The sequence below is a fragment of the Saccharopolyspora dendranthemae genome, assembly GCF_007829955.1.
Taxonomy (GTDB): domain Bacteria; phylum Actinomycetota; class Actinomycetes; order Mycobacteriales; family Pseudonocardiaceae; genus Saccharopolyspora; species Saccharopolyspora dendranthemae.
The window spans coordinates 1,724,235-1,748,315 of record NZ_VIWX01000001.1; the positions used below are offsets into that span (position 1 = coordinate 1,724,235).

Sequence of the window (24,081 nt, forward strand, 5' to 3'; positions counted from 1 at the left end):
ATGCGATCGCTCGACCTCGTCGTGATCGGGTTGTACCTGATCGCGATGCCGGCCCTGGGATTGCTGCTCAGCGGCAAGCAGAAGAGTTCGCAGGACTACTTCGTCGGCGGGCGGCAGCTCCCGTGGTGGGCCGTGTGCTTCTCGGTCGTGGCCACCGAGACCTCGACGCTGACCGTGATCAGCGTCCCGACGGTCGCCTACCTCGGCAGCTTCACCTACCTGCAGCTGGCGATCGGCTACCTGATCGGCCGGATCGTGGTGTCCTTCGTGCTGCTGCCCCGCTACTTCGCCGGGAACCTGGTCAGCGCCTACGCCTTCCTCGGCCAGCGCTTCGGGACCGCCCTGCAGGGCACCGCGTCGGTGACCTTCCTGATCACCCGGTTGCTGGCGGACGGCCTGCGGCTGTTCGCCACCGCGATCCCGGTGAAGGTGATGCTCGCGGCGTTCGACATCCACCTGTCGTACTGGCAGATCATCGCCCTGCTGGCGGTGCTGACCGTGATCTACACCTACTTCGGCGGGATCAAGGCCGTGGTGTGGGTCGACGCGATCCAGATGGTGGTCTACGTCGGCGGCGCCGTCCTGGCCGGGATCATCCTGTTCGGCAAGCTGCCCGCCGACTGGTTCTCCAGCGCGATGGCCGAGGGCAAGTTCCAGCTGCTGGACTTCTCCTCGTCGATCATCACCGACCAGTACGCGTTCTTCACCGCGGTGATCGGCGGCGCGGTGTTCGCGATGGCCTCGCACGGCGCCGACCAGCTGATGGTGCAGCGCCTGCTCGCCTGCAAGGACCTCAAGGACGGCCGGCGGGCGCTGATCGCCAGCGGCTTCGTCGTGGCCCTGCAGTTCGGGCTGTTCCTGTTCATCGGCACGATGCTGTGGTCGTTCTACAAGGGCGCCACGCCGGACTCGATGGGCCTGGCCAGCTCGGACGAGCTGTTCCCGCAGTTCATCGTCAACGACCTGCCGCCGGGCGTCTCCGGCCTGTTCATCGCGGGCATCCTCGCCGCCGCGATGAGCACGCTCGCGTCCTCGCTGAACTCGCTGTCGACCTCGACGGTCAGCGACCTCTACCAGCGCTTGTCGAAGAAGCCCCTCAACGACGCCGCGATCCTGAAGATGGGCAAGCTGTGGACCCTGGTGTGGGCGGTGGTGTTCGTGGCGTTCGCGTCGATGTTCACCAGCACCGAGGACCCGGTCGTCGAGGTCGGCCTGAGCATCGCCAGCTACACCTACGGCGCGCTGCTGGGAGCGTTCCTGCTGGGCCTGATCGTCAAGCGGGCCCAGCAGGCCGACGCGATCATCGCCTTCGTCGCGACCATCGCCGTGGTGCTGATGTTCGCCATCGGGGTCAGCTTCCCCGACGGTGAAGGCGGCGAGACCTCGCTGGCCTTCCCCTGGTACACGCCGCTGGGCGTGATCGTGACCCTGGTCGTGGGCGGCCTGCTGTCGCTGCGGCACCGCAACGACGCGGTGCAGCGCACGCCCGAATCGGTCTGAGAAGCAGAATCGCCCCTGATCACAGCCGTTTCCGGCGGTGATCAGGGGCGATTCTGCCGTTTGATCAGGCGAAGGCCAGCGGGAGCAGCCCGAGCAGCAGGACCAGCACGAACACGCCGATGCTGACGCCGATGGTCAGGCCCATCCCCGGCGTCTCCTGCGGTCCCGGGCCGATGTTGCCGTCGACGAACACGATCGCCGGTGCCCGGTAGAAGACGTCGAGCTGCTGACCCGCACCGACCGGGATCACCGCGGTCGCGTAGCCGATCTTCCACAGGTAGTTCACGTGCACCACGATCTGGTACTGACCGGGCGGCAAGTCGATCGGGTTCTTGCCCCAGGTCAGCACCGGGCCCGGCTGACCGTTGATCGTCACCTGCGGCTTGAACAGCAGGAACAGCCAGGTGAGCCAGTGGTAGGAGCAGTCGATCAGCAGCCGCCCCATGCCGGGAGCCGGCGGCGGGAACTGCGGGGGCATCTGCTGCTGGGGCGGCATCTGCTGCTGCGGGGGCATCTGCTGCTGCGGGGGCATCTGCGGCATCGGCCCGGACTGCGGGTATCCGGACTGCGGGTATCCGGGCGGCGGGCCCTGCTGGGGGTAGCCCTGCGGCGCCGACTGCGGGTACCCCTGCTGCGGGTAGCCCTGGGGCATCGGCTGCTGCGGCATCGGTCCGGAAGGCGGGCCGTAACCGGGCGGAACCTGACCGCCCTGCTGCGGATACGGCGACTGCCCTGGCGGCGGGCCGTACGGGTTGGTCATCAAGATCTCCTAGTGCCTGCCTCGGTCCCCGCGCTCGGGGTGGTGCTCGCGGGAGCACGACGCCGACTCCTCGCCCGGTGAGCTGCCGGATCACGCACATCTTCGCGCATGCGTTCGCGTGGCCCCAACCCCCCGTCCGCAATCCCTGCGCACGGCCTCTTCAGTACCGCCCGCGAAGAGCCGATCATGGGGCAATGGGGATGTTCGCCAGCAAAGACCGGACGGGGTCGGCGACCGATCACGGGGACTTCCAGAGCCGGCTCGACGCGTACGCGGCCGGTGATCTCGACGACGTCGGCTGGCTGATGATGCGCACGCACCTGGCCGAGTGCACCGACTGCCAGGCCGACCTGCGCCGCCCGAAGCTGTGGAACCGCGCCGCACCGCAACGCGTCATCGCAGGTCACGAGGTGCCACGTCAGCAGACGCGGGAAACCGCACCGGGCTGGACCGTCGCGTTGGGCATCGTCCTGGTCGCCGTGCTGGTCACCTTCGGCATCGGCTACGCCCTCGGCGGCCTCTGAACGTCCGCTGGAGCCGGTGCTTCAGGTGCGGGACCCGGCCCGCACCGCCGGGCACGGCGAATCTTCGACGACCTTCTAATCGAGGACCGACGCGACGTCGCCTTCTTCCGGCGCGCCTTCGGGTTCGGGCTCGCCGGAGGAAGCCTCCTGCTTGCCCTTCAAGCGCTGCGAGATGACCTGCGTGATCCCGTCACCGCGCATGGTCACGCCGTAGAGCGCGTCGGCGATCTCCATGGTCGGCTTCTGGTGCGTGATGATGATCAGCTGCGAGGTGGCGCGGAGCTGATCGAGCAGGGTGATCAGGCGTCGCAGGTTGGTGTCGTCCAGCGCGGCCTCGACCTCGTCCATCACGTAGAACGGCGACGGGCGGGCGCGGAAGATCGCGACCAGCATCGCCACCGCGGTCAGCGACTTCTCGCCACCGGACAGCAGCGACAGGCGCTTGACCTTCTTGCCCGGCGGCCGCGCCTCGACCTCGACGCCGGTGCTCAGCATGTCGTTCGGGTCGGTCAGCGTCAGTCGCCCCTCGCCGCCGGGGAACAGGACCTTGAAGACGACCTCGAACTCCTTGGCCACGTCCTCGAACGCCGAGCTGAAGACCTCCAGGATCTTCTCGTCGACCTCCTTGACCACGCTGAGCAGGTCGCGGCGGCTGTCCTTGAGGTCTTCCAGCTGGGTGGACAGGAACTTGTAGCGCTCCTCCAGCGCCGCGAACTCCTCCAGCGCCAGGGGGTTGACCTTGCCCAGCAGCGACAGGTCCTTCTCCGCGCGCTTGGCACGTCGTTCCTGGGTGGCGCGGTCGTAGGGCACCGGCGGCGGGGCGCTGACCTCGTCGCCGCGCTCCTTGGCCGCCTCGTACTCGGCGAGCTCGGCGGGGCTCGGCGGCACGGCGACGGTCGGGCCGTACTCGTCGACCAGGTCGTCCAGGCCGATCCCGAAGTCCTCGATGATCTTGGTTTCGAGCTGCTCGATGCGCAGCCGCTGCTCGGCGCGCACCACCTCGTCGCGGTGGACCGCGTCGGTGAGCTTCTCCAGCTCACCGGAGAGCTCGCGGACGCGGGCGCGGATCACGCCGAGCGCCTGCTCGTGCTCGCTCTGCTTGGCCTGCGCGACGTCTCGCTCTTCGGTCGCGGCCTGCAGCGACACGGTGATCCGCTCCAACGCGGTCTCCGCACCGCTGACGACGGCGCGGGTGACGCGGGCGGCCTTCTCCCTGGCCTCGCGGGCGGCCTCGGCGCGGGCGCGGGTCTCGCGCTCGTGGCGTGCGGCGCGGCGCAGCTGATCCGCCTTGCCCTGCACGGCGCGGGCGCGCTCCTCCGCCGTGCGCTGGGTCAGCCGGGCGTCCATCTCCTGCTGGCGCACCGTCGTGAGCTCGGTGGAGAGGCGATCGCGCTCGTCGGTGTCGGGTTCCGCGGCCTCTTCCTGCTCGTTGTTCACCGCGTCCAAGCGCTCTTCGAGCTCGGCGAGCTTCGTCAGCGACTGGTCGCGGGTCTGCTCGACCTTGACGCGCTGTTCCGAGATCCGCTCGACCTCGGACGTCGCGTTGCGGGCCGCGCGCTGCAAGCTGGAGAGCCGCTCGGTGCTGCGGGCGCGAGCGACCTTGGCCTCGTTGATCTGCTCCTCGGCGGCACGCGCCTCCGTGCGCCGAGAGTCCTCCTCCGCGCGAGCGCCTTCCAGCGCCGCCGAGTGCTGCTCCAGCCGGCGCTCGGCGGCGGCGAGCTCGCTCTCGGCCTCGTCGACGGCCGCGCGGACCTCGATGACGCTCTGCTTGTCGTCGGAACCACCGGTGGCCCAGTGCGCGCCGAGCACGTCACCGGTCGAGGTCACGGCCCGCACGCTCGGGTGCGACTGCACGATCTCCCGCGCGGTGTCGAGGGCGTCGACCACCACGACCTGCTCCAGGGCGCTGAGCACCGCGCCCCGCAGCTCGTCCGGAGCGCTGACCAGGTCGACGGCCCAGCGGGCGGAGGAGGGCAGCTGCGGCCAGTTCGAGCGGTCGACGTCGGCGTCCGAACCGATCACCACGCCGGAACGACCCGCGTCGTCGGACTTGAGCAGGTCCAGCGCGGTCACCGCGTCGGTGACACCGCGCACCACGACCGCGTCGGCCACCGCACCCAGAGCGGCTGCGAGCGCCGCTTCGGCACCGGTTTCGACGGTGAGCAGCGCAGCGACCGATCCCAGCAGGCCGGGCACGCGGTCGCCGGCGGCCAGCAGCGCGCCCGCGCCGTCCTTGCGCTGCAGACCCATCGACAGCGCCTCGACCCGGGCCTTCCAGGACGCGATCTCGCGTTCGGCGGCACGCTCCTGCTTGACCAGCTCCTCCACCCGCGCGCGGGCGGCGTCGCGGGCCTGCGCGGCGTTCTCGCGGCGTTCCTGCAGGCCGGCGTCGTCGGAGTCGTAACCGCCGCTCTCCTCCTCGGCGTCGGCCAGCGCGCCGTTGGCCTCCTCGGCGCGCGCGGTGGCCTCTTCCAGGGATTCGCCCAGCCGCTCGATCTCATCGGCGCTGTCGCTGACCTTGCCGCGCAGCGACTCGACCTGGCCGGACAGCCGGGCTGCTCCCTCGCGCCGGTCGGCGATGGCTCGGACCGCCGCCATGTGCGCCTGTTCTGCCTGCTTGAGCTGCGATTCGAGCTCCGAGCGCCGCTGCACCACTTCTTGGAGGGCTTCGCGAGCTTCCTCGACCTGCTCGCGCAGCTCGATCTCGTGCTCGGCGGCTTCCTCAGCTTCGGCGTCGAGCTGGTCGGGATCGCGGCCGGGGCGGTGCTCCTCGGACTGCTCGGTGAGGTGCCGCAGCCGTTCCGCGGCCAGCCTCGACGTGCCGCGCAATCTCTCTTCCAGCGCCGAGAGCCGGTACCAGGTCTCCTGGGCCTTGTTCAGCCGCGGCGCGTCGGCTGCCACCGACTCCTCGAGGGTCTTCTCCTCGGACTGGGCGAACTGCAGGGCCCGCTCGACCTCGGTCCGCTTGGCGCGCGCGGTTTCCTGGTCGGATTCGTCACGAGCGAGGTCCGCACGTGCCGTGACCAGGTCATCAGCGATCAGCCGCAAGCGGGCGTCGCGCAGGTCGGCCTGCACGGTCTGCGCCTTGCGCGCGATCTCGGCCTGCTTGCCCAGCGGTTTGAGCTGCCGTCGCAGCTCGCTGGTGAGGTCGGTCAGGCGAGTCAGGTTGGCCTGCATCGCGTCGAGCTTGCGCAGCGCCTTTTCCTTGCGCTTGCGGTGCTTGAGCACGCCCGCGGCCTCTTCGATGAGCCTGCGGTTCTCGTCCGGCTTGGCCTGCAGGATCGACGCCAGCTGGCCCTGACCGACGATGACGTGCATCTCGCGGCCGATACCGGAGTCGGAGAGGAGTTCCTGCACGTCCATCAGCCGGCAGGTGTTGCCGTTGATCTCGTACTCGCTCGCGCCGTCGCGGAACATCCGGCGGGTGATCGAGACCTCGGTGTACTCGATGGGCAGCGCACCGTCGGAGTTGTCGATGGTCAGCGTGACCTCGGCGCGGCCCAGCGGAGCGCGGCCCGCGGTACCCGCGAAGATCACGTCCTCCATCTTGCCGCCGCGCAGGTCCTTGGCGCCCTGCTCGCCCATCACCCAGCGCAGCGCGTCGAGGACGTTGGACTTGCCGGAGCCGTTGGGTCCGACGACGCAGGTGATGCCGGGTTCGAAGCGCAGCGTGGTGGCCGAGGCGAAGGACTTGAACCCCTTCAGCGTCAGGCTCTTGAGATACACGGCTGCCGTCGACCTTCCCGTCGGTTACGCGACCACGTCCGCGAGACTCTACCGTCGATCGAGTCGGCCTCGACGCAGAACCGCAGGTTCAGCGCTCGACGAAGCCGGTCAGGCCGCCCTTGGGTTCCATCCACAGCTCGGCGACGTGCTCCACCCGGCCGGGCGTGTCGCCGGAACGCAGTGCTTCCAGGAGCTTTTCGCAGTTCTCCCGCGGTCCCTCGGCGACGACCTCGACGCGGCTGGCGGGAAGGTTGGCCGCGCTGCCGACCAAACCCAGTTCCAGCGCCCTGGATCGCGTCCACCAGCGAAAACCCACGCCCTGCACGTGTCCGTGCACTCGCGCGATCAGTCGTGCCCGCTCCGATTCCGTCACGGTCACCGATGATGCCGCTCGCCGCCCGGACTCACATCACCGGCGGCCGATCGAGACGAATCCGACCCCCGGTATGATCCGCCAGATCCCGGCGCGAGCCGGTGACGGCGGGGGACGAGGACAAACCGACACGAGTTGGGGCACCGATGGACCCGTTAGACGTGGAAGACCCGGACGCCCGGCCGAAACGGCTGGTGATGCTCGCCGCGTCCGGCATCGCCGCGGCCACCATCTTCGCCACGACCGCCGCGGTCGTGGCCGGATCCCAGCAGCAGGAGTCCGCAGGACCGGACATCACGCTGCACCCCAGCACCACCCGCAGCAGCGCCACGTCCTACACGACGCCACCTCCGATGCCGCCGGGACCGCCGATCACCGGCACGACCAGCTCGGAAACCTCCAGCAGCGAAGAGACGTCGACGGCGAGCAGCACGTCGACGACGACCACGTCGGCCACGCCGCCACCTGCGCCGCCGACCACCACGACGCCGCGTCCGACCCCGACCCGGCCGTCGCCGACCACGACAAACCCCCCGACGAGCCCGCCGACGACCACGACGCCGCCGACCACGACCAGGCCGGACCCGACGTCGCCGCACGTCCCGAGCTCGACCAGCAGCTGATGTCGCTGGAAGTGCACGCGTGCCGGTCGCTGTGCTCGTGGCACCGGACTCCCAAGGAGCTCAACGGACTTCCGCTGCTGGCCTGCCGCGGCTGCGGTTCGCAGTGGGTCCGCAGCGAGGCGTGGACGCCGATCGACCACACCGGCCGCATCCCCGACGACGTCCGCGCGCAGCTCCGCGAGCGCTGAGTCAGCTCGGGTCGCCGTCGACCACGAGGTCCGCGCGGACGCGGGTGGGGGCGACGACCGCGGCGTTGCGCTCGTCGCTGCGGTGGACCCATTCCGCTGCGGCTTCGGGTGTTCTGCCGTAGCGGACGTGCCGGTCGATCAGCCGCTGCACGCGGATCTCGTCGTCGGGCGCGAGGAACCAGCACTCGTCGAGCAGCCCGCGCACCGGCGACCAGGGCGGGGTGTCCAGCAGCAGGTAGTTGCCCTCGGTGATCACCAGCGGGACGTCAGGCTCCACGGCGATCTCGGCGGCGTAGGACTCCTCGACGTCGCGGTGGAACTGCGGGGCGAACACGGTCTCCGCGCCTTCCCGGATCCGCCGCAGCAGCGCGACGTACCCGGCGGCGTCGAAGGTGTCCGGCGCTCCCTTGCGATCGGCCCGGCCCAACCGGCTCAGCTGGGCGTTGGCCAGGTGGAAGCCGTCCATCGGCACCAGCACCGCGGAGCCAGCGAGCTCGCTCAGCACGCGCTCGGCAACGGTTCCCTTGCCCGCTCCGGGTGCCCCGGCGATCCCGAGCACCCGCCGCTCACCGCCGGCCGCCAGCGCCTTCGCCCGCGAGATCAACTCCGAGTACACGCACCCCACCCTAGTTCCACACACCTCGCGACCACCCGACCCGACGACGCCACCACCTCACCAAATCCCAGTTTTAGTCCAAACCGAGGACCCCTCGCGCCCGAAATGTCCACTCAGTTATGACTAAAACTGGGACCGGGTGACGCGCGGTTCACACGGTGACGCCGTCGAGGCCTGGCGACGGGGCGCTCGGGTCGTCCCAGACCTCGGTGAGGAGTTCCCGCGCGTACTCGGCGAGGCGGGCGTTGTCGGCCGGCGCGATGGTGCTCCAGGCGCGGCCGTCGCCGCTGCTGCGCACGACGTGCAGGTAGCGGCCCCGATCGGTGTCGTGGAAGGCGACGACCCGACCGGCTCGCTCGGGCCTGCCCCGCCCGGGGTTGGACTCCGCGCCGAACTGGCCGCGAATTCCCATGTTGTGGGCCATGTTGGCGACGTCGGCGGCATCGTCGTGGGCGATGCCCAGGACGCGCAGCTCGTCGGTGAACCCCAGCGGGTTCCCGGCACCGGCGACGTCGGACGCCTTGCGCAGCGCGTCGTTGGGCAGGCTGACCGCCCGGCCCGGACCCGGCGGCACGTCACCGGCGACCGACACCGCGGCATCGGCCAGCGCCCCACCGCGGATCGGGGTCAGCTCGACCACGTCGCCGTCGACGACGGCCAGCAACCCCTCACCGCCGTTCGCGCACGCCAGCGCGCGGATCGAGCGATCGGCCCAGATGCGCACGTCGATGCTGCGCTGCGGCCGGTCCAGCAGTCCGAGCAGGTCCGCGAGCTCCACGTCGACGCGGTCCCGCTTCGTCTCGGCGAGCTGCTTGTGCCGCAACGATTCCCACGCCTGCGCGACGAGCTCGGCGCGCTCGGCGTAGGTGGATCCGGGGCTGGGCACGTCGAGGATGATGTGCCGCCGGTCCTCGAAACCCGCTGCTTCGCAGATGACGTCGAATTCCAGCGCGGACAGGTAGATCGAGTCGACTTCGGCTCCGGGGCGCAACGTCAGTCCTGCTTCTCCGGCTCGTCTTCGTCGTCGTCCTCGTCGTCGCGGGCCGCCGGCTCGACGTTCCCGAGCACGGCGGGGGCGACGAGCCGGTCGTCGTCGAACGGGGTTTCCTCGGCGATGTACTTGTTCTCGTGGTCGGCGTCCTCACCCGGCTTCTGGCCGCGCGTGGCCGCGGGCGACATCATCGATCCCGCCGCGGGACGGCTGCCCGGCGTGCCGCCCGCCGCCTTGCCCGCTGTCGTGTCGCCCGGACCGCCACCGATGACGGACCCGCCGCGCGCCGTCGCGGGAGTCTTCGACTCACCCGCTCCTGGAACGACTTGGGGCCCGCCCGCGGTCGCCGGAGCACGTCCGCCGAGGGCCCGGCTCGCCGCGTAGGCACCGCCGACGGCGACGGCCGCACCACCTGCGGCGACACCGAGGATCGTGCCGGTGCTGATCCGGCCGTCGTCGTCCTGCCCTGCCTGCGGGTTCGGCTCGGCGTCGAACTCCGCGGCGTGCTCGTCGGATCCCGGTCGCTCCTGCTCGGGGTGTTCCTGATCGCCGGGCCGCTGACCCGCGGGCGGCTGCGCGACGGGAGTTCTCGGCGCGCCCGGCCGGTCTCCACCGACTTGACCACCACCTACCTGACCACCGCCGACGGTTCCGCCACCGACCTGACCGCCACCGACCGTGCCACCGGCCACCGAACCACCTGCGACGGCACCGCCGACGACGGCTCCGGAGAAATCGGCGGAGGAGCCGCCGGTCGCGCTCCCGACAGATCCGATCCCGGCGGAGGGCACCTGTCCCGATGACGACGCCGGTGCCACTGCGGCAGCGGGCATCGTGGGGAGCGGCTGGTAGGCCTGGGCCTGCTCGACCGAGGTGTCGCGGTAGTTGCCCAGCGCCGCCTGCGCGGCCTGCTTCTGGGCCTCGATCTGCTTGGCCTCCTGGTCGTAGTCGCTCTCGTAGCCGAACCCGCCGCCCGCCCACTCGAGGACGTTCTCCGACTGCTGATGCCGCAGCTCGTCGGCGTTGGGCAGCCGGTGCAGCGCCGACTCGTACCCGCTGGCCTGCGCGTCCACGCTGCTCGCGGACACGGCGAGCGGGTCGGGCGCGTCACCGAAGGCGACGCTCTGCTGGCGAGTCGCCTCGGCGGCGAGGCTGCCCGCGCTGCCCTCCCACTCGACCTGCAGCTTGCCGAGCTCGCGCCGCAGCGTGTCGTCGAGGTCGACCACGACCTGCACGCACTTGTCCAGCGCTCGAACGGCTCCCTGCATCGCCTGGGTGCCCTGGCCCTGCTTGATCTGGGCGATCCAGTTCTGCAGCTCGGGGATGTCCATCCCCTTGAAGCGGATGTCGCGGATCGGGTCGATGTAGGTCACGTCAGTCCCCTAGCTCCGAGCCTGCAACGTGGTGACGGCGGAATGGGCTGCTGTCTGCGCCTTCTCGCACATCTGGTCGGCATTCATGGCGTTGGGCGTCTGCAACTGCATGTTGATCCAGATCGTCTGCCCCTCGGCCGCGTCGACGAAGGCGTCGCATCCGAGGCTCTCCCCGCCGTTGATCTGGCTCTGCACAGTCCCAAAACCGTTGAGCTGATAGGTCTGCCGCGTTCCTGGGCTCGAGTTGATCTTCTGCAGGAACATGTCGACGGCTTCGGGAACGATCCGCACTCCGATGGCGAACCGCGCAGCTCCGGTGTCACCGAGGTAGCCGCACCCGTTGTAGTTGTTGCCGTCCTTGGGCAACGGCTCTCCCGGACCGACCAGCAGCGATGCCTGCTGCTCAGCACTCATCCAGGTGCAGACGTCGGCATCGTTCTTCCCCGCGATCGCGAGTTCTGCCGGCCGCTGCGGAAGGTTCGCCGACCCGTTCTCGGGCGCGGTCGGCGCCGGAGCCGGGTCGGGACCGTTCACCGTGCAGCCCGTCAACGCGATCGCGGCCGCAGCGGAGGTCACCGCTGCGGCCCAGGTACGGAAGCGCACCGGGTTGCCTCTCACTTCGGTCCCCGCTTCGACTGGAACGAAGCGCTGATCTCTTCGTCGGTGTACCCGTACTCCTTGGCGGCCTCACCGAGCTGCTCGCCGAGCGCGACCACGTTGTCCACGTATTGCTGCAGGCGTTTGAAGTGCGAGTCGGGGTTCCCGAGCAGGTTCGCGGTCCAGACGGCCGCGGCGCGCTGGGAGATCTCGTCGCCGGCCGGCGGGCTGACCGCGAGGCTCGGTGCGAGATCGTTCAACCGCTCGCTGGCCTCCTCGGCCGCTGCCAGGATCGTCTTGCGCACTGCCAGCACGTTGTCCTTGTTGACCGTGATGGTCTGCCCGGGCGCGCCGGAGCCCGGCGCGGGAGGCGGTGGTGGCGTCGTCATCGCGGAAACCCCCAGGTCGCGGCGGCATTTGATCACCCGGTCGGAACCGACAGTAGCAGCGCTCCGACAAGCCCAGCACCCACTTCCGCCGAACTTCCGGCGGCTATTCGCAACCGCGCATGCGACGACTCACGGTTCGAGGCGGTAACCCATCCCCGGCTCGGTCAGCAGGTGCCTCGGCCTGCTGGGGTCCGGTTCGAGCTTGCGGCGGAGTTGGGCGAGGTAGACGCGCAGGTAGTGGGTCTCGTTGGCGTACTGCGGACCCCAGACCTCGTGCAGCATCTGCTTCTGCGCCACGAGCCGGCCCCGGTTGCGCGCCAGCAGTTCCAGCATTCCCCACTCGGTGGGCGTGAGGTGGATTTCGACGCCGTCGCGCAGGACCTTCTTCGCCGAGAGGTCGACGGTGAAGGTCGCCGTCTCGACCACGGGCTGGTCCTCCGAGCCGCTGGTGCTGGCGCGGCGGACGGCGGCGCGCAAGCGCGCCAGGAGTTCGTCCATGCCGAAGGGTTTGGTCACGTAGTCGTCGGCACCCGCGTCGAGGGCCCCGACCTTGTCGGCGGAGTCGGTGCGCGCGGACAGCACGATGATGGGAACCGTCGTCCAGCCGCGGAGGCCGGCGATCACCTCGCTGCCGTCCATGTCCGGCAGCCCGAGGTCCAGCACGACCACGTCGGGCTTGCCGTCGCCCGCAGCGCGCAGGGCCGACTTCCCGTCGACCGCGGTGAGCACCTGGTACCCGCGAGCGGCCAGGTTGATCCGCAGCGCCCGCAGCAGCTGCGGTTCGTCGTCGACCACCAGGACCTTCGTCATCTACTCCCCCTGCCGGTCCGCTGCGGGCAACGAGACCACGACCGTCAGCCCGCCGCCCGGCGTGTCCTCCGCGCGGATGGTTCCCCTCATCGCTTCCACGAAGCCCTGCGCCACGCTCAGGCCGAGGCCCACACCGGCCGGTCCGGTGTCGCCGCGCTCACCCCGCTCGCCGAGGCGCTCGAAGGGCGCGAACGCGGTGCCGTCGGCACCGGCGGGAAGTCCTGGACCGTGGTCGACGACGCGCAGTTCGACGCGGGCGGCGTGGGAGCTGGCGCTGATCCGGATGCGCCCACCACCCGGGCGGCCGTACTTCAACGCGTTCTGCACGACGTTGGCCACCACCCGCTCGAGCAGCCCGGGGTCGGCCACGACCCGCGGCAACCGCTCGGAGATGTCGACGTCGATGTGGTGTCGACCGTCCAGGCCGACCAGCGCACGGGCGACGACCTCGTCGCAGCCGACGGGGTGCAGCTGCGGGGAGACGGCACCGGTCGCCAGGCGCGAGGAGTCCAGCAGGTTGTCCACGAGCTCGGTGAGCCGGTCGGCGGATTCCTCCACCCCGGTCAGCAGCTCCGCGGTGTCGTCGGGCGAGAGCTGCAGGTCGGGGGCGCGCAGGCTGCTGACGGACGCCTTGATGGACGCCAGCGGTGTGCGCAGGTCGTGGCCGACCGCCGACAGCAGCGCGGTGCGCAGCTGCGTGGCGTCAGCACGGCGCTGCGCCTCCCGGGCGTCGTCGGCCATCCGCTGCTGCCGCAGCGCGAGCAGCGCCTGCCCGGCCGCGCCTTCCAGCACGAGCCGATCCGCCGCGGGAAGGGGGCGTTTGCCCGCGCGCCGGAGCGACAGGTGGGCGTCCTTGGTCACCTCGATGTCCACATCGGACTCATCAGGCTTGCGGCACGGGTCGCCGCCGGTGCTCGCCGCCACCCGCCAGCCGTCCCCACCGCGTTCCAGCAGGGCCACCGAGGTGAGCCCGAAGTTCTCCGCGATCTTCTCCAGCAGCGGCGCCAAGGGGTCCGGGTGGATCAGGACCGTGCGGGCGTAGGAGGTGAGCAAGGTCGCCTCCGTGCCGGCGCGGGCCGCCTGCTCGGCGAGCCGTGCCGCGCGGTCGACGGTGAACGCGACCAGCACCCCGACCAGCATCATCGCCACCAGGGTCACCACCGTCTCGGCATCGGTGACCAGCAGCGAGTACCGGGGCTCGGCGAAGAAGAAGTTCAGCAGCCCGCCCGCGAGAAGGGCGGCCACGATCGCCGGGGCCATCCCACCGACCAGCGCGACCAAGATCGTGGCCAGGAAGTAGCCGACGACGTCGGTGGACAGCGTGACCTCTCCCAGCGTCGTGGCCAGCACGGTGACCAGCGAGGGCAGCAGGATCGCGAGCACCCAGCCCCAGGCCTGGCGGGTCGGCGACAGCGGGTTGCGGGCGATCGTCTTCAGCAGCCGCCTGCCACCGGCCTCGTCGTGGGTGACCATGTGCACGTCGATCGGGCCGGACCTCTGCACCGTGGTGGAACCGATCCCCTCGTCGAAGACGCGCGCCCAGCGCGACCGGCGAGAAGTTCCCAGCACGAGCTGGGTGGCATCGGCGGCGCGGGCGAACTCGAGCAACGCCTCCGGGACGTCGTCGCCGACGACGGAGTGGAAGCTGGCCCCGACCGCCTCGGCGACCTTGCGCGCCTTGGCCAGCGTGCGCGGGGACGTTCCGGACAGCCCGTCCCCGCGCAGGACGTGCACGACCTGCAGTTCCGCACCGGCTCGCGCGGCGATCCGCCGAGCTCGGCGGATCAGCGTCTCGCTCTCGGGACCACCGGTCACCGCGACCACGACCCGTTCCCGCGTCTCCCAGGTGGCGGTGATCTGCTCCTCCGCCCGATATCGGCGCAGTGCCACGTCCACCTGGTCGGCCAGCCACAGCAGCGCCAGCTCGCGCAGCGCGGTCAGGTTGCCGGTGCGGAAGTAGTTGCCCAGGGCCGCGTCGATCCGCTCCGCCGGGTAGACGTTGCCGTGAGCCATGCGCCGTCGCAGCGCCTGCGGGGTGAGGTCGACCAGCTCGATCTGCTGCGCCTGGCGGACGACCTCGTCGGGGACGGTTTCCTGCTGGCGGACGCCGGTGATGGTCTCCACCACGTCGTTGAGGCTGTCCAGGTGCTGGACGTTGACGGTGGAGAGCACCGTGATCCCCGCCTCGAGCAGTTCTTCGACGTCCTGCCAGCGCTTCTCGTTGCGGCTTCCGGGAGCGTTGGTGTGGGCGAGCTCGTCGACGACGGCGACCTCGGGTGCGCGCGCGAGCAACCGGCCCACGTCGAGCTCGGTCAGCACGACACCGCGATGGGGCACTTCAGCCCTCGGCAGCACCTCCAGACCCTCGACGAGGGACGCGGTCTTGGCCCGGCCGTGGTCCTCGACGAACCCGACCACCACGTCGGTGCCGCGCCCGGCTCTGCGGTGCGCTTCGGCGAGCATCGCGTAGGTCTTGCCGACCCCAGGTGCGGCCCCGAGGTAGATCCGCAGCTCACCGCGCTTGCGCCCGTGTTCCACGACTCCAGTCTCCTACTGCCCGCTGTTATTAGCGCCGATGATCACCCGATGCCATTTCCGCATGCTCGGTCCGAGGCGAGAGACCCACCGGTTACCGGACCACCAGGCGAGGATCCTGTCACGTCCTCGACCCGGCGGTGGTGCGCCGACATCTCCCGCGATCACCTGGCGGCACCCCGGACGGCGACGTTGAGGGTGCTGGTGTTGACCGCGAGGGGTGACACGAGGCCGCCTTCCTCGCACTGGGCGATGAGCCGGTGGACCTCCGCGAGAGGCAGTCCCGTCACCCGCGCCACGCGCGGCGCCTGGAGTTCGGCGTAGGCGGGGCTGATGTGCGGGTCGACTCCGCTCGCGGAGGCGGTGACCGCGTCGGCCGGGACCGCCTCGGGGACGCTTCCCTCCCGCTCGGCGATGGCGGCTCGTCGCTCGTGGACCGCGGCCAGCAGCTCATCGTTGGAGCCGCCGTCGTTCGAGCCGCCGGAGGTGGCCGGGTCGCCAGGACCGAGGGAACCTTCCGCCGACGCCGACGGCCGGGTGTGGAAGTAGGGGTCGTGGGCCGGATCGTGCGCGACCGGGTCGATCCCGATCAGCGACGAGCCGACCACGCGGCCGTCCATCACGATCTGCGAGCCCTCCGCGTTGGCCACCAGGCCCGGGAGCCGGCTGACCCCCCAGATCGCCATCGGATAACCGATGCCGAGCAGGACCGTGGCGACCAGCAACAACCGGAGTCCGGCCAGCGTCTGCCGCAGCACAGCACTCACTTCCCCTCACCCGATACCGGGCACGAATCGGATCACCAGGTCGATCAGCCAGATCCCGGCGAACGGCGTCACCACACCGCCCAGTCCGTAGATCAGCAGGTTCCGCCGCAGCAGCGCGGCCGCGGTGGACGGTCGGCAGCGAACACCGCGCAGCGCCAGCGGGATCAGCGCGATGATGACCAGGGCGTTGAACACCACCGCCGAGAGCACCGCGGAGTCCGGGGTCGCCAGGCGCATCACGTTGAGCGCGCCCAGCTGCGGGTGGATCGCCGCGAAGAGCGCGGGCAGGATCGCGAAGTACTTGGCCAGGTCGTTGGCGACGCTGAAGGTCGTCAACGCGCCGCGGGTGATCAGCAGCTGCTTGCCGATCTCGACGATCTCGATCAGCTTGGTCGGATCCGAGTCGAGGTCGACCATGTTGCCGGCTTCCTTGGCCGCGCCGGTGCCGGTGTTCATCGCGACCCCGACGTCGGCCTGGGCGAGCGCGGGGGCGTCGTTGGTGCCGTCGCCGGTCATGGCCACCATCCGCCCACCGTCCTGCTCGGACTTGATGAAGGCCATCTTGTCCTCGGGCTTGGCCTCCGCGAGGTAGTCGTCCACCCCGGCCTCAGCGGCGATCGCGCGAGCGGTGAGCTCGTTGTCCCCGGTGATCATCACCGTGCGAATCCCCATCGCGCGCAGTTCGGCGAACCGCTCCCGCATCCCGGGTTTGACCACATCGGACAGCCGGATCACGCCCACCACCCGGCCGTTCTCGGCGACGACCAGCGGTGTCGCCCCCGCAGCGGCGATCTCGTCGGCGCAGCGCACTATCTGATCGGGAAGTTCCCCCACCAGATCGCGGACCGCGCTGATGGCGCCCTTGCGGATCGTCCGGTCATCGAGGTCGATGCCGCTCATCCGGGTTTGCGCGGTGAAGGGAACCTTGTTCGCGCGCGCCTCCGCACCGACGGGCCCTTCGGGCAGCCCGAACTCCTGCGCGCAGAAGGCCACGATGCTACTGCCTTCGGGCGTGGGATCGGCGAGGCTCGACAGGCGGGCGACCTCGGCGAGCGCGGCCGGCTCGACGCCGTCGGCCGGGATGAGCGCGGTGCAGCGGCGGTTCCCGAACGTGATGGTCCCGGTCTTGTCCAGCAGGAGGGTGTCCACGTCCCCGGCGGCCTCCACGGCGCGGCCGGACTTGGCCAGGACGTTGCGCTGCACCAGCCGGTCCATCCCCGCGATGCCGATCGCCGAGAGCAGCGCTCCGATCGTGGTCGGGATCAGGCACACCAGCAGGGCCGTCAAGGTCGTGACCTCGATCGCCGAACCCGAGTAGATCGCCATCGGCTGCAGGGCGACCACCGCGAGCAGGAAGATGATCGTCAGCGTGGCCAGCAGGATCGTCAGCGCGATCTCGTTGGGCGTCTTCTGCCGTTGCGCGCCTTCGACGAGCGCGATCATCCGGTCCACGAAGGTCTCGCCGGGCGCGGCCGTGATGCGCACGACGATCCGGTCGGAGAGCACCGAGGTGCCCGCCGTCACGGCCGAGCGGTCCCCGCCGGATTCGCGGATCACCGGGGCGGATTCGCCGGTGATCGCCGACTCGTCGACGGTCGCGATGCCCTCCACCACGTCGCCGTCACCAGGGATGGTCTCGCCCGCCTCGACCACCACGAGATCGCCCACCGCCAGTGCGGTGCCGGGAACCTCCCGCTCACCGGCGTCGGTGAGCTTGCGGGCGACGGCCTCGGCCCTGGTGCGGCGCAACGATTCCGCCTGCGCGCGACCGCGCCCCTCCGCGACCGCTTCGGAGAGGTTGGCGAACAGCACCGTGAACCACAGCCACGCCGCGACGGCGATGCCGAAGACGTTCGGGGACAGCGCGGCCAGGACGGTGGTCAGCACCGAACCGACCCACACCACGAACATCACCGGGTTGCGCAGCTGGTGTCGCGGGTGGAACTTGCGCAGCGCTTCGGGGATGGCCGTGAGCAGCTGCCGCGACTGGAACGCTCCCGCGACGGTTCTCCGGCCCGCGGCGGGAGTGTCGAGCGCGGGTTCGAGGGTGGCGGTCATGACAGGGCCTCCGCGATCGGGCCGAGGGCGAGCGCGGGCAGGAAGGTCAGCGCTCCGACGAGGACGACCGTGCCGCCGAGGAGACCGGCGAACAGCGGTCCGGTGGTCGGCAACGTCCCCGCCGTGGCGGGCACGCGTTGCCGGCTCGCGAGCGAACCCGCGAGCATCAGCACGGCGATGATCGGCACGAACCTTCCCATCAGCATCGCGATGCTCAGCGCGATCTGGAAGAACGGGCTGGTCGCGGTGAGCCCGGCGAAGGCGCTCCCGTTGTTGTTGCCCGCCGAGGCGAAGGCGTAGAGGACCTCGGAAAGCCCGTGCGCGCCGGTGTTGTTCAACGCTTCGCGGGTGGCGGGAAGTGCCATCGCGAGGCCGGTGCCGAGCAGCACGGCCGTCGGCATCGCCAGCGCTGAGAGAGCGGCGGCCGTCACCTCGCGGCGCCCCAGCTTCTTGCCGAGGTATTCCGGCGTGCGCCCGACCATGAGCCCTGCGAGGAAGACGGCGATCACGGCCAGCACGAGGATCCCGTAGAGGCCCGAGCCTGCTCCACCGGGAGCGACCTCGCCGATGAGCATGGTGAACAGCACGGTCCCTCCACCGAGACCGGTGAAGCTGTCGTGCATCGCGTTGACCGCGCCGGTGGACGTGCCGGTGGTGCTCACCGCCCACAGCACGGAGGCGTCGATCCCGAAGCGGGTTTCCTTGCCCTCCATCGCGGCTCCTGCGGCCAGTGCCGCCGGGCCGTTCGGGTGCGTCTCCGCCCACCACGTGACGGCCAGCATCGCCGCCCAGAGGGTTCCCATCACCGCCAGCAGCGCGTGCCCTTGGCGGCGATCGCCGACCAGGGTGCCGAAGGTGCGGGTCAGCGAGACGGGGATGACCAGCAGCAGGAAGATCTCCAGCAGGTTCGACGCACCGCCCGGGTTGGACAGCGGGTGCGCGGAGTTGGCGTTGAGCACCCCGCCGCCGTTGGTGCCCAGCTCCTTGATGGCCTCCTGGCTGGCGATGGGCGCGGTGGCGAGGGTGTGCGCCTGCCCGTCCAGGCCGGTCACCTGCAGTCCGGGCGCGAGGCTCATGGCCACGCCCAACGCGACCAGCACGATCGCGGCCACGGCCGAGACGGGCAGCAGGATCCGGGTGCAGGCGCGGGTGATGTCGACCCACGCGTTGCCGATCCGGCCGCTGCCGTTCCCCGTGAAACCACGCACCAGCGCGACCGCCACGGCCATGCCCACCGCGGCGGACAGGAAGTTCTGCACCGTGAGCCCTGCCATCTGGACTCCGTGCCCGAGCACCTCCTCCGGCACGTAGGACTGCCAGTTGGTGTTGGTGACGAAGCTGACGGCGGTGTTGAAGGCCATCGACGGCGGCACCGCGCCGCGCCCGAAGTTGAGCGGCAGCAGCGGTTGCAGCCGCTGCATCGCGTAGAGCAGCGCGATCGAGACGAAGGAGAAGCCCAGCACCGCTCTCGCGTAGCCGGTCCAGCGCTGGTGCGCGGAGGCGTCCACACCGGCCAGCCGGTACACGACCTTCTCGACGCGCCAGTCGGTTTCAGCGGTGTAGACGCGAGCCATGTAGTCCCCGAAGGGCTTGTGCACGACCGCGAGGGCGGCCACCAGCAGAACCGCTTGCAGCACTCCCATCAGAACCTCTCCGGCCGGACCAGCGCGAGGAACAGGTATCCGATCAGCAGCAGGGCCAGCACTCCGCCTGCGGCGTTGGCGAGCAGCTCGTTCACAACCGCTCCACACCGCGCAGCAGCAGCGCCAGCACCAGGAATCCGCCGACCAGCAGTGCGGCGAACGCGAGATCGACCACGACCGGTCACTCCTTTCGAACTTCTTGCGACCCGTGGTCCAGCCAAGCCCTCCGCGGATGCGCGGTCGAGACCCATGACGACTCCTTGACGCGGTGCGGGGTGGCCTTGATGCGTTCTTGACGCCGGGCCGCTTTCCTCCTGGTTTCCGCAGTTCTGACTGTTTTGCGGGTGGGTGACTTCACTCCGTTAGTTGGTTTCATCGATGCAACGATCTCGTTAATCTCGCTAACAAGTCGGTGCGTTGAAACCTCGCGGCGAAAACGCCCGAAATCAGCACGGGACGAACGAATTGGAGAAACATCCGGAAATGTGCGGAATCTCCGGCTGGATCGACTTCCAGCGCGACCTGACCGAGCACGGATCCACGGTCGACGCCATGTGCGACACCATGACCTGTCGCGGCCCGGATGCGGGCGACACGTGGGTCAGCAGGCACGCGGCGCTCGGCCATCGGCGGCTGGCCATCATCGACCTCCCCGGAGGCGCGCAGCCGATGGAGGCCGAGAGCGGCCAGGTCGCCATCGTCTACAGCGGTGAGGCCTACAACTTCACCGAGCTCCGCGACGAGCTCCGCCGCCGCGGCCACCGCTTCGACACCGACAGCGACACCGAGGTCGTGCTGCACGGCTACCTCGAGTGGGGCGCCCAGGTCGCCGAGCACCTCAACGGCATGTTCGCCTTCGCCGTCTGGGACTCCCGCGAGGAGAAGCTGCTGCTCATCCGCGACCGGATGGGCATCAAGCCGCTGTACTACTACCCCACCGAGAACGGCGTGCTGTTCGGCTCCGAGCCGAAGGCCATCCTGGCCAACCCGCTGGCCGAGAAGGTCGTCGACGCCGACGGCATGCGCGAGCTGTTCGGCATGGTCAAGACCCCCGGGCACGCCATCTGGTCGGGCATGCGCGAGGTCGAGCCGGGCACGATCGTCACCCTCGACCGGAAGGGCCTGCGCGAGCAGACCTACTGGACGCTGCAGGCCACCGAGCACACCGACGACCAGCAGACCTCCGTCGGCCACGTGCGCGAGCTGCTCGACGACATCGTCGAGCGCCAGCTGATCTCGGACGTGCCGCGCTGCGTGCTGCTCTCCGGCGGCCTCGACTCCAGCGCCATCACCGCGCTGTCCGGGCTGCACCTGGCCTCCAGCGGTGAGCAGGTACGCAGCTTCGCGGTCGACTTCCTCGGTCAGACCGAGAACTTCGTCCCCGACCCGCTGCGCGCCACCCCGGACGGACCGTACGTGCGCGACGTCGCCGAGCACGTCGGCTCGCAGCACCAGGACATCGTCCTGGACCCGGAAACCCTCGCCGACCCGGAGGTGCGCCGCGCGGCCGTGCAGGCGCGCGACTTCCCGATGGGCCTGGGCGACATGGACCAGTCGCTGTACCTGCTGTTCAAGGCGATCCGGCAGCACTCCACGGTGGCGCTGTCCGGTGAGTCCGCGGACGAGGTCTTCGGCGGCTACAAGTGGTTCCACGACCCGGAGGTGCGCGCGGCCGACACCTTCCCGTGGATGGCCGCCGTGCAGAGCCAGGGCGCCGGTTACGACATGCTCGACGCCGACGTCACCGCAGCGCTGGACCTCCCGTCGTTCATCGACGACTCGTACCGCACCGCCCTCAACGAGGTTCCGACCCTCGACGGGGAAACCGGCCTGGAGCGCCGGATGCGGGAGATCTGCTACCTGCACCTGACGCGCTTCGTGCGCACCCTGCTCGACCGCAAGGACCGGATGAGCATGGCGGTCGGCCTCGAGGTGCGCGTGCCCTTCTGCGACCACCGCCTGGTCGAGTACGTCTTCAACACCCCCTGGTCGCTGAAGACCTTCGACGGTCGCGAGAAGAGCCTGCTCCGCCACGCCACGGCCGACACGCTCCCGCAGTCGGTGGTCGAGCGGGTCAAGAGCCCGTACCCGTCCACTCAGGACCCGAAGTACGCCGAGGCCCTGCAGCGCCAGGTCCGCGACCTGGTCAAGGCCGACAACCCCGCGCTGTCGCTGCTGAACAAGCAGTGGATCACCGAGGCCGCCGAGCAGGACCCGTCGGGAATCGACATGCCCGCTCGCTACGCCTTCGAGCGCGCTCTCGACATGGCGGTCTGGTTCGACCTGCACAACCCCACGATCAAGCTCTGAGGTCGTGAGAACCGAAGGGGGAGCCGCACTTCACCGAGTGCGGCTCCCCCTTCTCGCGTTCAGCCGACCGGCAGCAGGAGGCGGAAGACACTGCCCCCACCGGGATTCTCGTGCAGCTCCAGGCGACCACCGTGCGCCTGCGCCAGAGCCCCGGCGATGGCCAGCCCCAGCCCCGTACCGCCCGAGGCGCGCGTCCGGCCGTCGTCGACGCGGTAGAAGCGGTCGAAGATCTTCGCCGCGTGCTCCGGCGGAATTCCCGGCCCGGTGTCGGCGACCGTCACCGAGACCATCCTCGTGCCGTGGCCGGGTTCCGCCCCGGCCGCCGCGAGCGCCTGGTCGCTCGCGGCCGCGTGCGCGAGCTCGACCGCGATCGGCGAGCCCGGCGGCGTGTGCACGAGGGCGTTGTTGACCAGGTTGGTCAGGACCTGGCGCAGCCGAGCGCCGTCACCCAGCACGCGCAGGCCTTCGGGCGCGTCGAGCACGATCTCGCGTTCCGGATCGCGAGCCCTGGCGTCCTGCACGGCATCCCGGGCCAGCGGGACCAGATCCAGGTCCACCAGGTCGATGGTGCGCTGCCGGTCGAGCCGGGCCAGCAGCAGCATGTCCTCCACCAGACCACCCATCCGGACGGATTCGGCCTCGATGCGGCCCATCATCATCCGGACGTCCTCCGGCTCGTGGGCCTCGCTGCGGCGGTAGAGCTCGGCGAAACCGCGGATCGAGGTCAGCGGGGTGCGCAGCTCGTGCGAGGCATCGGCGACGAACCTGCGGAGCCGGTCCTCGGAGCGCTCCCGCTGCTGCAACGCGTCGGTCAGCCGCCCCAGCATCGTGTTCAACGCCTCGCCGAGCCGGCCGGTCTCGGTGCTCGGATCCTGGTCCGGCACCCGACGGTCCAGTTGACCTGCGGCGATCCCGTCCGCCGTGTCCTCGATGCGCGCCAGCGGGCGCAGGCTGAGCCGGACGGTGCCCGCGGCGGCCAGGGCCAGCACCAGCAGCACAGCGCCACCCACGACCAGCTCGATGATCACCAGCTGCCCGACCGTCGCCTGGGCGTTCCCCATCGACAGTGCGAGAACCACGTTGCGCCCGCCGGCGAGCTGGACGCGCCGCACCCGCCAGTCCGAGCCGCCCGCCCGGTCCGGAACGGTGCCGATCTGCGGACCGCGCTCCGGGTTGAGCAGGAGGGGCCCTCCCGAATCACCTTCCTCCGCACCGATCATCCCGCCCACCTGCTCACCGGCGGCGTCGAAGATCAGCACGCGGAACTCGGTCGGCAGCTCACCCCGCCCGGGACCGCCGGGTGGGCGGTGCATGGGATCCGGAGGCGGCATCCGGCCCGCCTCCCACGGCATCGACAGCTCGGCGAGCCGGTCATCGGTGCGCTCCACCAGCGACCGGTTGAGCAGCGCCACGCTGGTGAACCCCATCAGCAGCAAGCCCACGACCAGTGCGCCGACCAGCACGAGCACGAGCCGGCCGCGCAGCGTGCGGAAGACCTTCATCGGTTCTCCGGGGGAAGGCGCAGCACGTAGCCGACACCGCGGATCGTGTGGATCAGCGGCGGGGACACGAAGTCGACCTTCCGCCGCAGGTAGCTGATGTAGGACTCCACGATCCTGGAGTCGCCGCCGAACTCGTAGTTCCACACCCGGTCCAGGATCTGCACCTTGCTGACCACCTTCTCCGCGTTGATCAGCAGGTACCGCAGCAGCTTGAACTCGGTCGGCGACAGGCTCACCAGCTGCCCGGCCCTGCGGACCTCGTAGGTGTCCTCGTCGAGCTCCAGGTCCTGGTAGCGCAGCGTGGCCCCGTCGTCCTGCTCCGGGCGGACCCGCCGCAGGATCGCCCGGAGCCGAAGCACGACCTCGTCCAGGCTGAACGGCTTGGTGACGTAGTCGTCGCCGCCCGCCGTCAACCCGGCGATCCGGTCCTCGACCGCGTCCCGGGCGGTGAGGAACAGGACCGGTACGGTGCTGCCCGCGCTGCGCAGCTCGGTGGCGACGGAGAACCCGTCGCGGTCCGGCAGCATCACGTCCAGCACGACGATGTCCGGGTGGAAATCGCCCGCCTCGCGCAACGCCTCCTCACCGGTCGCGGCGCCGCGGACCTCGAACCCGCTGAGGCGCAGGGCCGCGGCCAGCAGCTCCAGGATGTTGGGCTCGTCGTCCACGACGAGCACTCGCGCTCCGTTGCTGTCCTCCACGCCCTCCAGCATCGCTCACCTCCCTGGGAAAACCCTGGAAACCGGCTGAACGCCCACCCCGCACCCGCCGCACGACTGCCGGAGAAGCCCAGTTT

The 24,081-nt window shown here is 70.3% G+C and carries 21 protein-coding genes; 4 read left to right on the forward strand and 17 right to left on the reverse strand.

Annotated features, from left to right (window positions below; translation table 11 throughout):
- Positions 1-1,500 carry a sodium:solute symporter gene (locus tag FHU35_RS07820; RefSeq protein WP_145737655.1) on the forward strand — a complete coding sequence of 500 codons (1,500 nt, stop codon included), beginning with the start codon at positions 1-3 and terminating at the stop codon, positions 1,498-1,500.
- Between the two features lie 64 nt (positions 1,501-1,564).
- Here FHU35_RS07820 and FHU35_RS07825 read toward each other — a convergent pair whose 3' ends face one another.
- The gene (locus FHU35_RS07825) at positions 1,565-2,260 is read right to left on the reverse strand and encodes a DUF2057 domain-containing protein (protein WP_145737656.1); all 696 of its coding nucleotides are present in this window, start codon (positions 2,258-2,260) and stop codon (positions 1,565-1,567) included.
- A gap of 194 nt (positions 2,261-2,454) precedes the next feature.
- On the opposite strand from FHU35_RS07825, the gene FHU35_RS07830 reads away from it, so the two are divergent.
- Positions 2,455-2,784: a zf-HC2 domain-containing protein gene (locus FHU35_RS07830; RefSeq protein ID WP_145737657.1), complete on the forward strand. Its 330-nt coding sequence runs from the start codon at positions 2,455-2,457 to the stop codon at positions 2,782-2,784.
- 75 nt (positions 2,785-2,859) lie between these two features.
- On the opposite strand, the gene smc is transcribed toward FHU35_RS07830, so the two are convergent.
- From smc to FHU35_RS07845, 3 genes are all read right to left on the reverse strand, one after another.
- Positions 2,860-6,510, reverse strand: coding sequence for a chromosome segregation protein SMC (smc, locus tag FHU35_RS07835; RefSeq protein WP_145737658.1), 3,651 nt, complete (start codon positions 6,508-6,510; stop codon positions 2,860-2,862).
- 88 nt (positions 6,511-6,598) lie between these two features.
- Positions 6,599-6,883, reverse strand: a complete 285-nt coding sequence (locus FHU35_RS07840) for an acylphosphatase (RefSeq protein ID WP_145737659.1) — start codon at positions 6,881-6,883, stop codon at positions 6,599-6,601.
- A gap of 334 nt (positions 6,884-7,217) precedes the next feature.
- A complete protein-coding gene (locus FHU35_RS07845) occupies positions 7,218-7,523 on the reverse strand; it encodes a hypothetical protein (RefSeq protein WP_145737660.1) in 306 nt (101 codons plus the stop codon).
- On the opposite strand from FHU35_RS07845, the gene FHU35_RS07850 reads away from it, so the two are divergent.
- Entirely contained in the window at positions 7,506-7,694 is a 189-nt protein-coding gene (locus FHU35_RS07850; RefSeq protein WP_145737661.1) for a hypothetical protein, read from the forward strand. The two genes, FHU35_RS07845 and FHU35_RS07850, sit on opposite strands and share 18 nt — an antisense overlap.
- A 1-nt stretch (position 7,695) precedes the next feature.
- On the opposite strand, the gene FHU35_RS07855 is transcribed toward FHU35_RS07850, so the two are convergent.
- The 11 genes from FHU35_RS07855 to kdpF all read right to left on the reverse strand — a co-directional run bounded on the left by FHU35_RS07855 (position 7,696) and on the right by kdpF (position 19,568).
- On the reverse strand, positions 7,696-8,310 hold the full coding sequence (locus tag FHU35_RS07855) for a nucleoside/nucleotide kinase family protein (protein ID WP_145737662.1): 615 nt from the start codon (positions 8,308-8,310) through the stop codon (positions 7,696-7,698).
- Positions 8,311-8,461: 151 nt separating this feature from the next.
- On the reverse strand, positions 8,462-9,301 hold the full coding sequence (locus FHU35_RS07860; RefSeq protein ID WP_145737663.1) for an ESX secretion-associated protein EspG: 840 nt from the start codon (positions 9,299-9,301) through the stop codon (positions 8,462-8,464).
- Between the two features lie 2 nt (positions 9,302-9,303).
- The gene (locus FHU35_RS29200; protein ID WP_186459294.1) at positions 9,304-10,674 is read right to left on the reverse strand and encodes a hypothetical protein; all 1,371 of its coding nucleotides are present in this window, start codon (positions 10,672-10,674) and stop codon (positions 9,304-9,306) included.
- Between the two features lie 9 nt (positions 10,675-10,683).
- The gene (locus tag FHU35_RS07865; protein WP_186459295.1) at positions 10,684-11,277 is read right to left on the reverse strand and encodes a DUF3558 family protein; all 594 of its coding nucleotides are present in this window, start codon (positions 11,275-11,277) and stop codon (positions 10,684-10,686) included.
- An 11-nt stretch (positions 11,278-11,288) separates the two neighbouring features.
- Complete coding sequence (locus tag FHU35_RS07870) at positions 11,289-11,660, reverse strand: hypothetical protein (RefSeq protein ID WP_246110123.1); 372 nt, start codon at positions 11,658-11,660, stop codon at positions 11,289-11,291.
- 129 nt (positions 11,661-11,789) lie between these two features.
- On the reverse strand, positions 11,790-12,470 hold the full coding sequence (locus tag FHU35_RS07875; protein ID WP_145737665.1) for a response regulator: 681 nt from the start codon (positions 12,468-12,470) through the stop codon (positions 11,790-11,792).
- Positions 12,471-15,008 (reverse strand): sensor histidine kinase, encoded by a 2,538-nt coding sequence (locus tag FHU35_RS07880; protein WP_145737666.1) that lies wholly within the window; start codon positions 15,006-15,008, stop codon positions 12,471-12,473.
- Positions 15,009-15,169: 161 nt separating this feature from the next.
- Positions 15,170-15,772, reverse strand: a complete 603-nt coding sequence (locus FHU35_RS07885; RefSeq protein WP_145737667.1) for a potassium-transporting ATPase subunit C — start codon at positions 15,770-15,772, stop codon at positions 15,170-15,172.
- 6 nt (positions 15,773-15,778) lie between these two features.
- A complete protein-coding gene (kdpB, locus tag FHU35_RS07890) occupies positions 15,779-17,830 on the reverse strand; it encodes a potassium-transporting ATPase subunit KdpB (RefSeq protein ID WP_145737668.1) in 2,052 nt (683 codons plus the stop codon).
- Positions 17,827-19,473 carry a potassium-transporting ATPase subunit KdpA gene (gene kdpA, locus FHU35_RS07895; RefSeq protein ID WP_145737669.1) on the reverse strand — a complete coding sequence of 549 codons (1,647 nt, stop codon included), beginning with the start codon at positions 19,471-19,473 and terminating at the stop codon, positions 17,827-17,829. Before kdpA ends, kdpB begins: the two co-directional genes overlap by 4 nt.
- Positions 19,473-19,568 carry a K(+)-transporting ATPase subunit F gene (gene kdpF, locus FHU35_RS29835; protein ID WP_145737670.1) on the reverse strand — a complete coding sequence of 32 codons (96 nt, stop codon included), beginning with the start codon at positions 19,566-19,568 and terminating at the stop codon, positions 19,473-19,475. The genes kdpA and kdpF overlap by 1 nt, the downstream gene beginning before the upstream one ends.
- 388 nt (positions 19,569-19,956) lie before the next feature.
- On the opposite strand from kdpF, the gene asnB reads away from it, so the two are divergent.
- Complete coding sequence (gene asnB, locus FHU35_RS07905; RefSeq protein WP_145737671.1) at positions 19,957-21,783, forward strand: asparagine synthase (glutamine-hydrolyzing); 1,827 nt, start codon at positions 19,957-19,959, stop codon at positions 21,781-21,783.
- A gap of 59 nt (positions 21,784-21,842) precedes the next feature.
- Here the strand turns inward: asnB and FHU35_RS07910 are convergent, their stop codons facing one another.
- Positions 21,843-23,285 carry a sensor histidine kinase gene (locus FHU35_RS07910; RefSeq protein ID WP_145737672.1) on the reverse strand — a complete coding sequence of 481 codons (1,443 nt, stop codon included), beginning with the start codon at positions 23,283-23,285 and terminating at the stop codon, positions 21,843-21,845.
- On the reverse strand, positions 23,282-23,998 hold the full coding sequence (locus FHU35_RS07915; RefSeq protein WP_145737673.1) for a response regulator transcription factor: 717 nt from the start codon (positions 23,996-23,998) through the stop codon (positions 23,282-23,284). Before FHU35_RS07915 ends, FHU35_RS07910 begins: the two co-directional genes overlap by 4 nt.
- Positions 23,999-24,081: the final 83 nt, after the last annotated feature.

Excerpts from the sequence above, each read along its gene's own strand:
- FHU35_RS07870 (WP_246110123.1), bottom strand. The coding sequence starts at position 11,660 with ATGACGACGCCACCACCGCCTCCCGCGCCGGGCTCCGGCGCGCCCGGG.
- FHU35_RS07820 (WP_145737655.1), top strand. The coding sequence starts at position 1 with ATGCGATCGCTCGACCTCGTCGTGATCGGGTTGTACCTGATCGCGATG.
- FHU35_RS07910 (WP_145737672.1), bottom strand. The coding sequence starts at position 23,285 with ATGAAGGTCTTCCGCACGCTGCGCGGCCGGCTCGTGCTCGTGCTGGTC.
- kdpA (WP_145737669.1), bottom strand. The coding sequence starts at position 19,473 with ATGGGAGTGCTGCAAGCGGTTCTGCTGGTGGCCGCCCTCGCGGTCGTG.
- kdpB (WP_145737668.1), bottom strand. The coding sequence starts at position 17,830 with ATGACCGCCACCCTCGAACCCGCGCTCGACACTCCCGCCGCGGGCCGG.
- FHU35_RS07915 (WP_145737673.1), bottom strand. The coding sequence starts at position 23,998 with ATGCTGGAGGGCGTGGAGGACAGCAACGGAGCGCGAGTGCTCGTCGTG.
- FHU35_RS07850 (WP_145737661.1), top strand. The coding sequence starts at position 7,506 with ATGTCGCTGGAAGTGCACGCGTGCCGGTCGCTGTGCTCGTGGCACCGG.
- FHU35_RS07830 (WP_145737657.1), top strand. The coding sequence starts at position 2,455 with ATGGGGATGTTCGCCAGCAAAGACCGGACGGGGTCGGCGACCGATCAC.
- FHU35_RS07875 (WP_145737665.1), bottom strand. The coding sequence starts at position 12,470 with ATGACGAAGGTCCTGGTGGTCGACGACGAACCGCAGCTGCTGCGGGCG.
- asnB (WP_145737671.1), top strand. The coding sequence starts at position 19,957 with ATGTGCGGAATCTCCGGCTGGATCGACTTCCAGCGCGACCTGACCGAG.
- FHU35_RS07825 (WP_145737656.1), bottom strand. The coding sequence starts at position 2,260 with ATGACCAACCCGTACGGCCCGCCGCCAGGGCAGTCGCCGTATCCGCAG.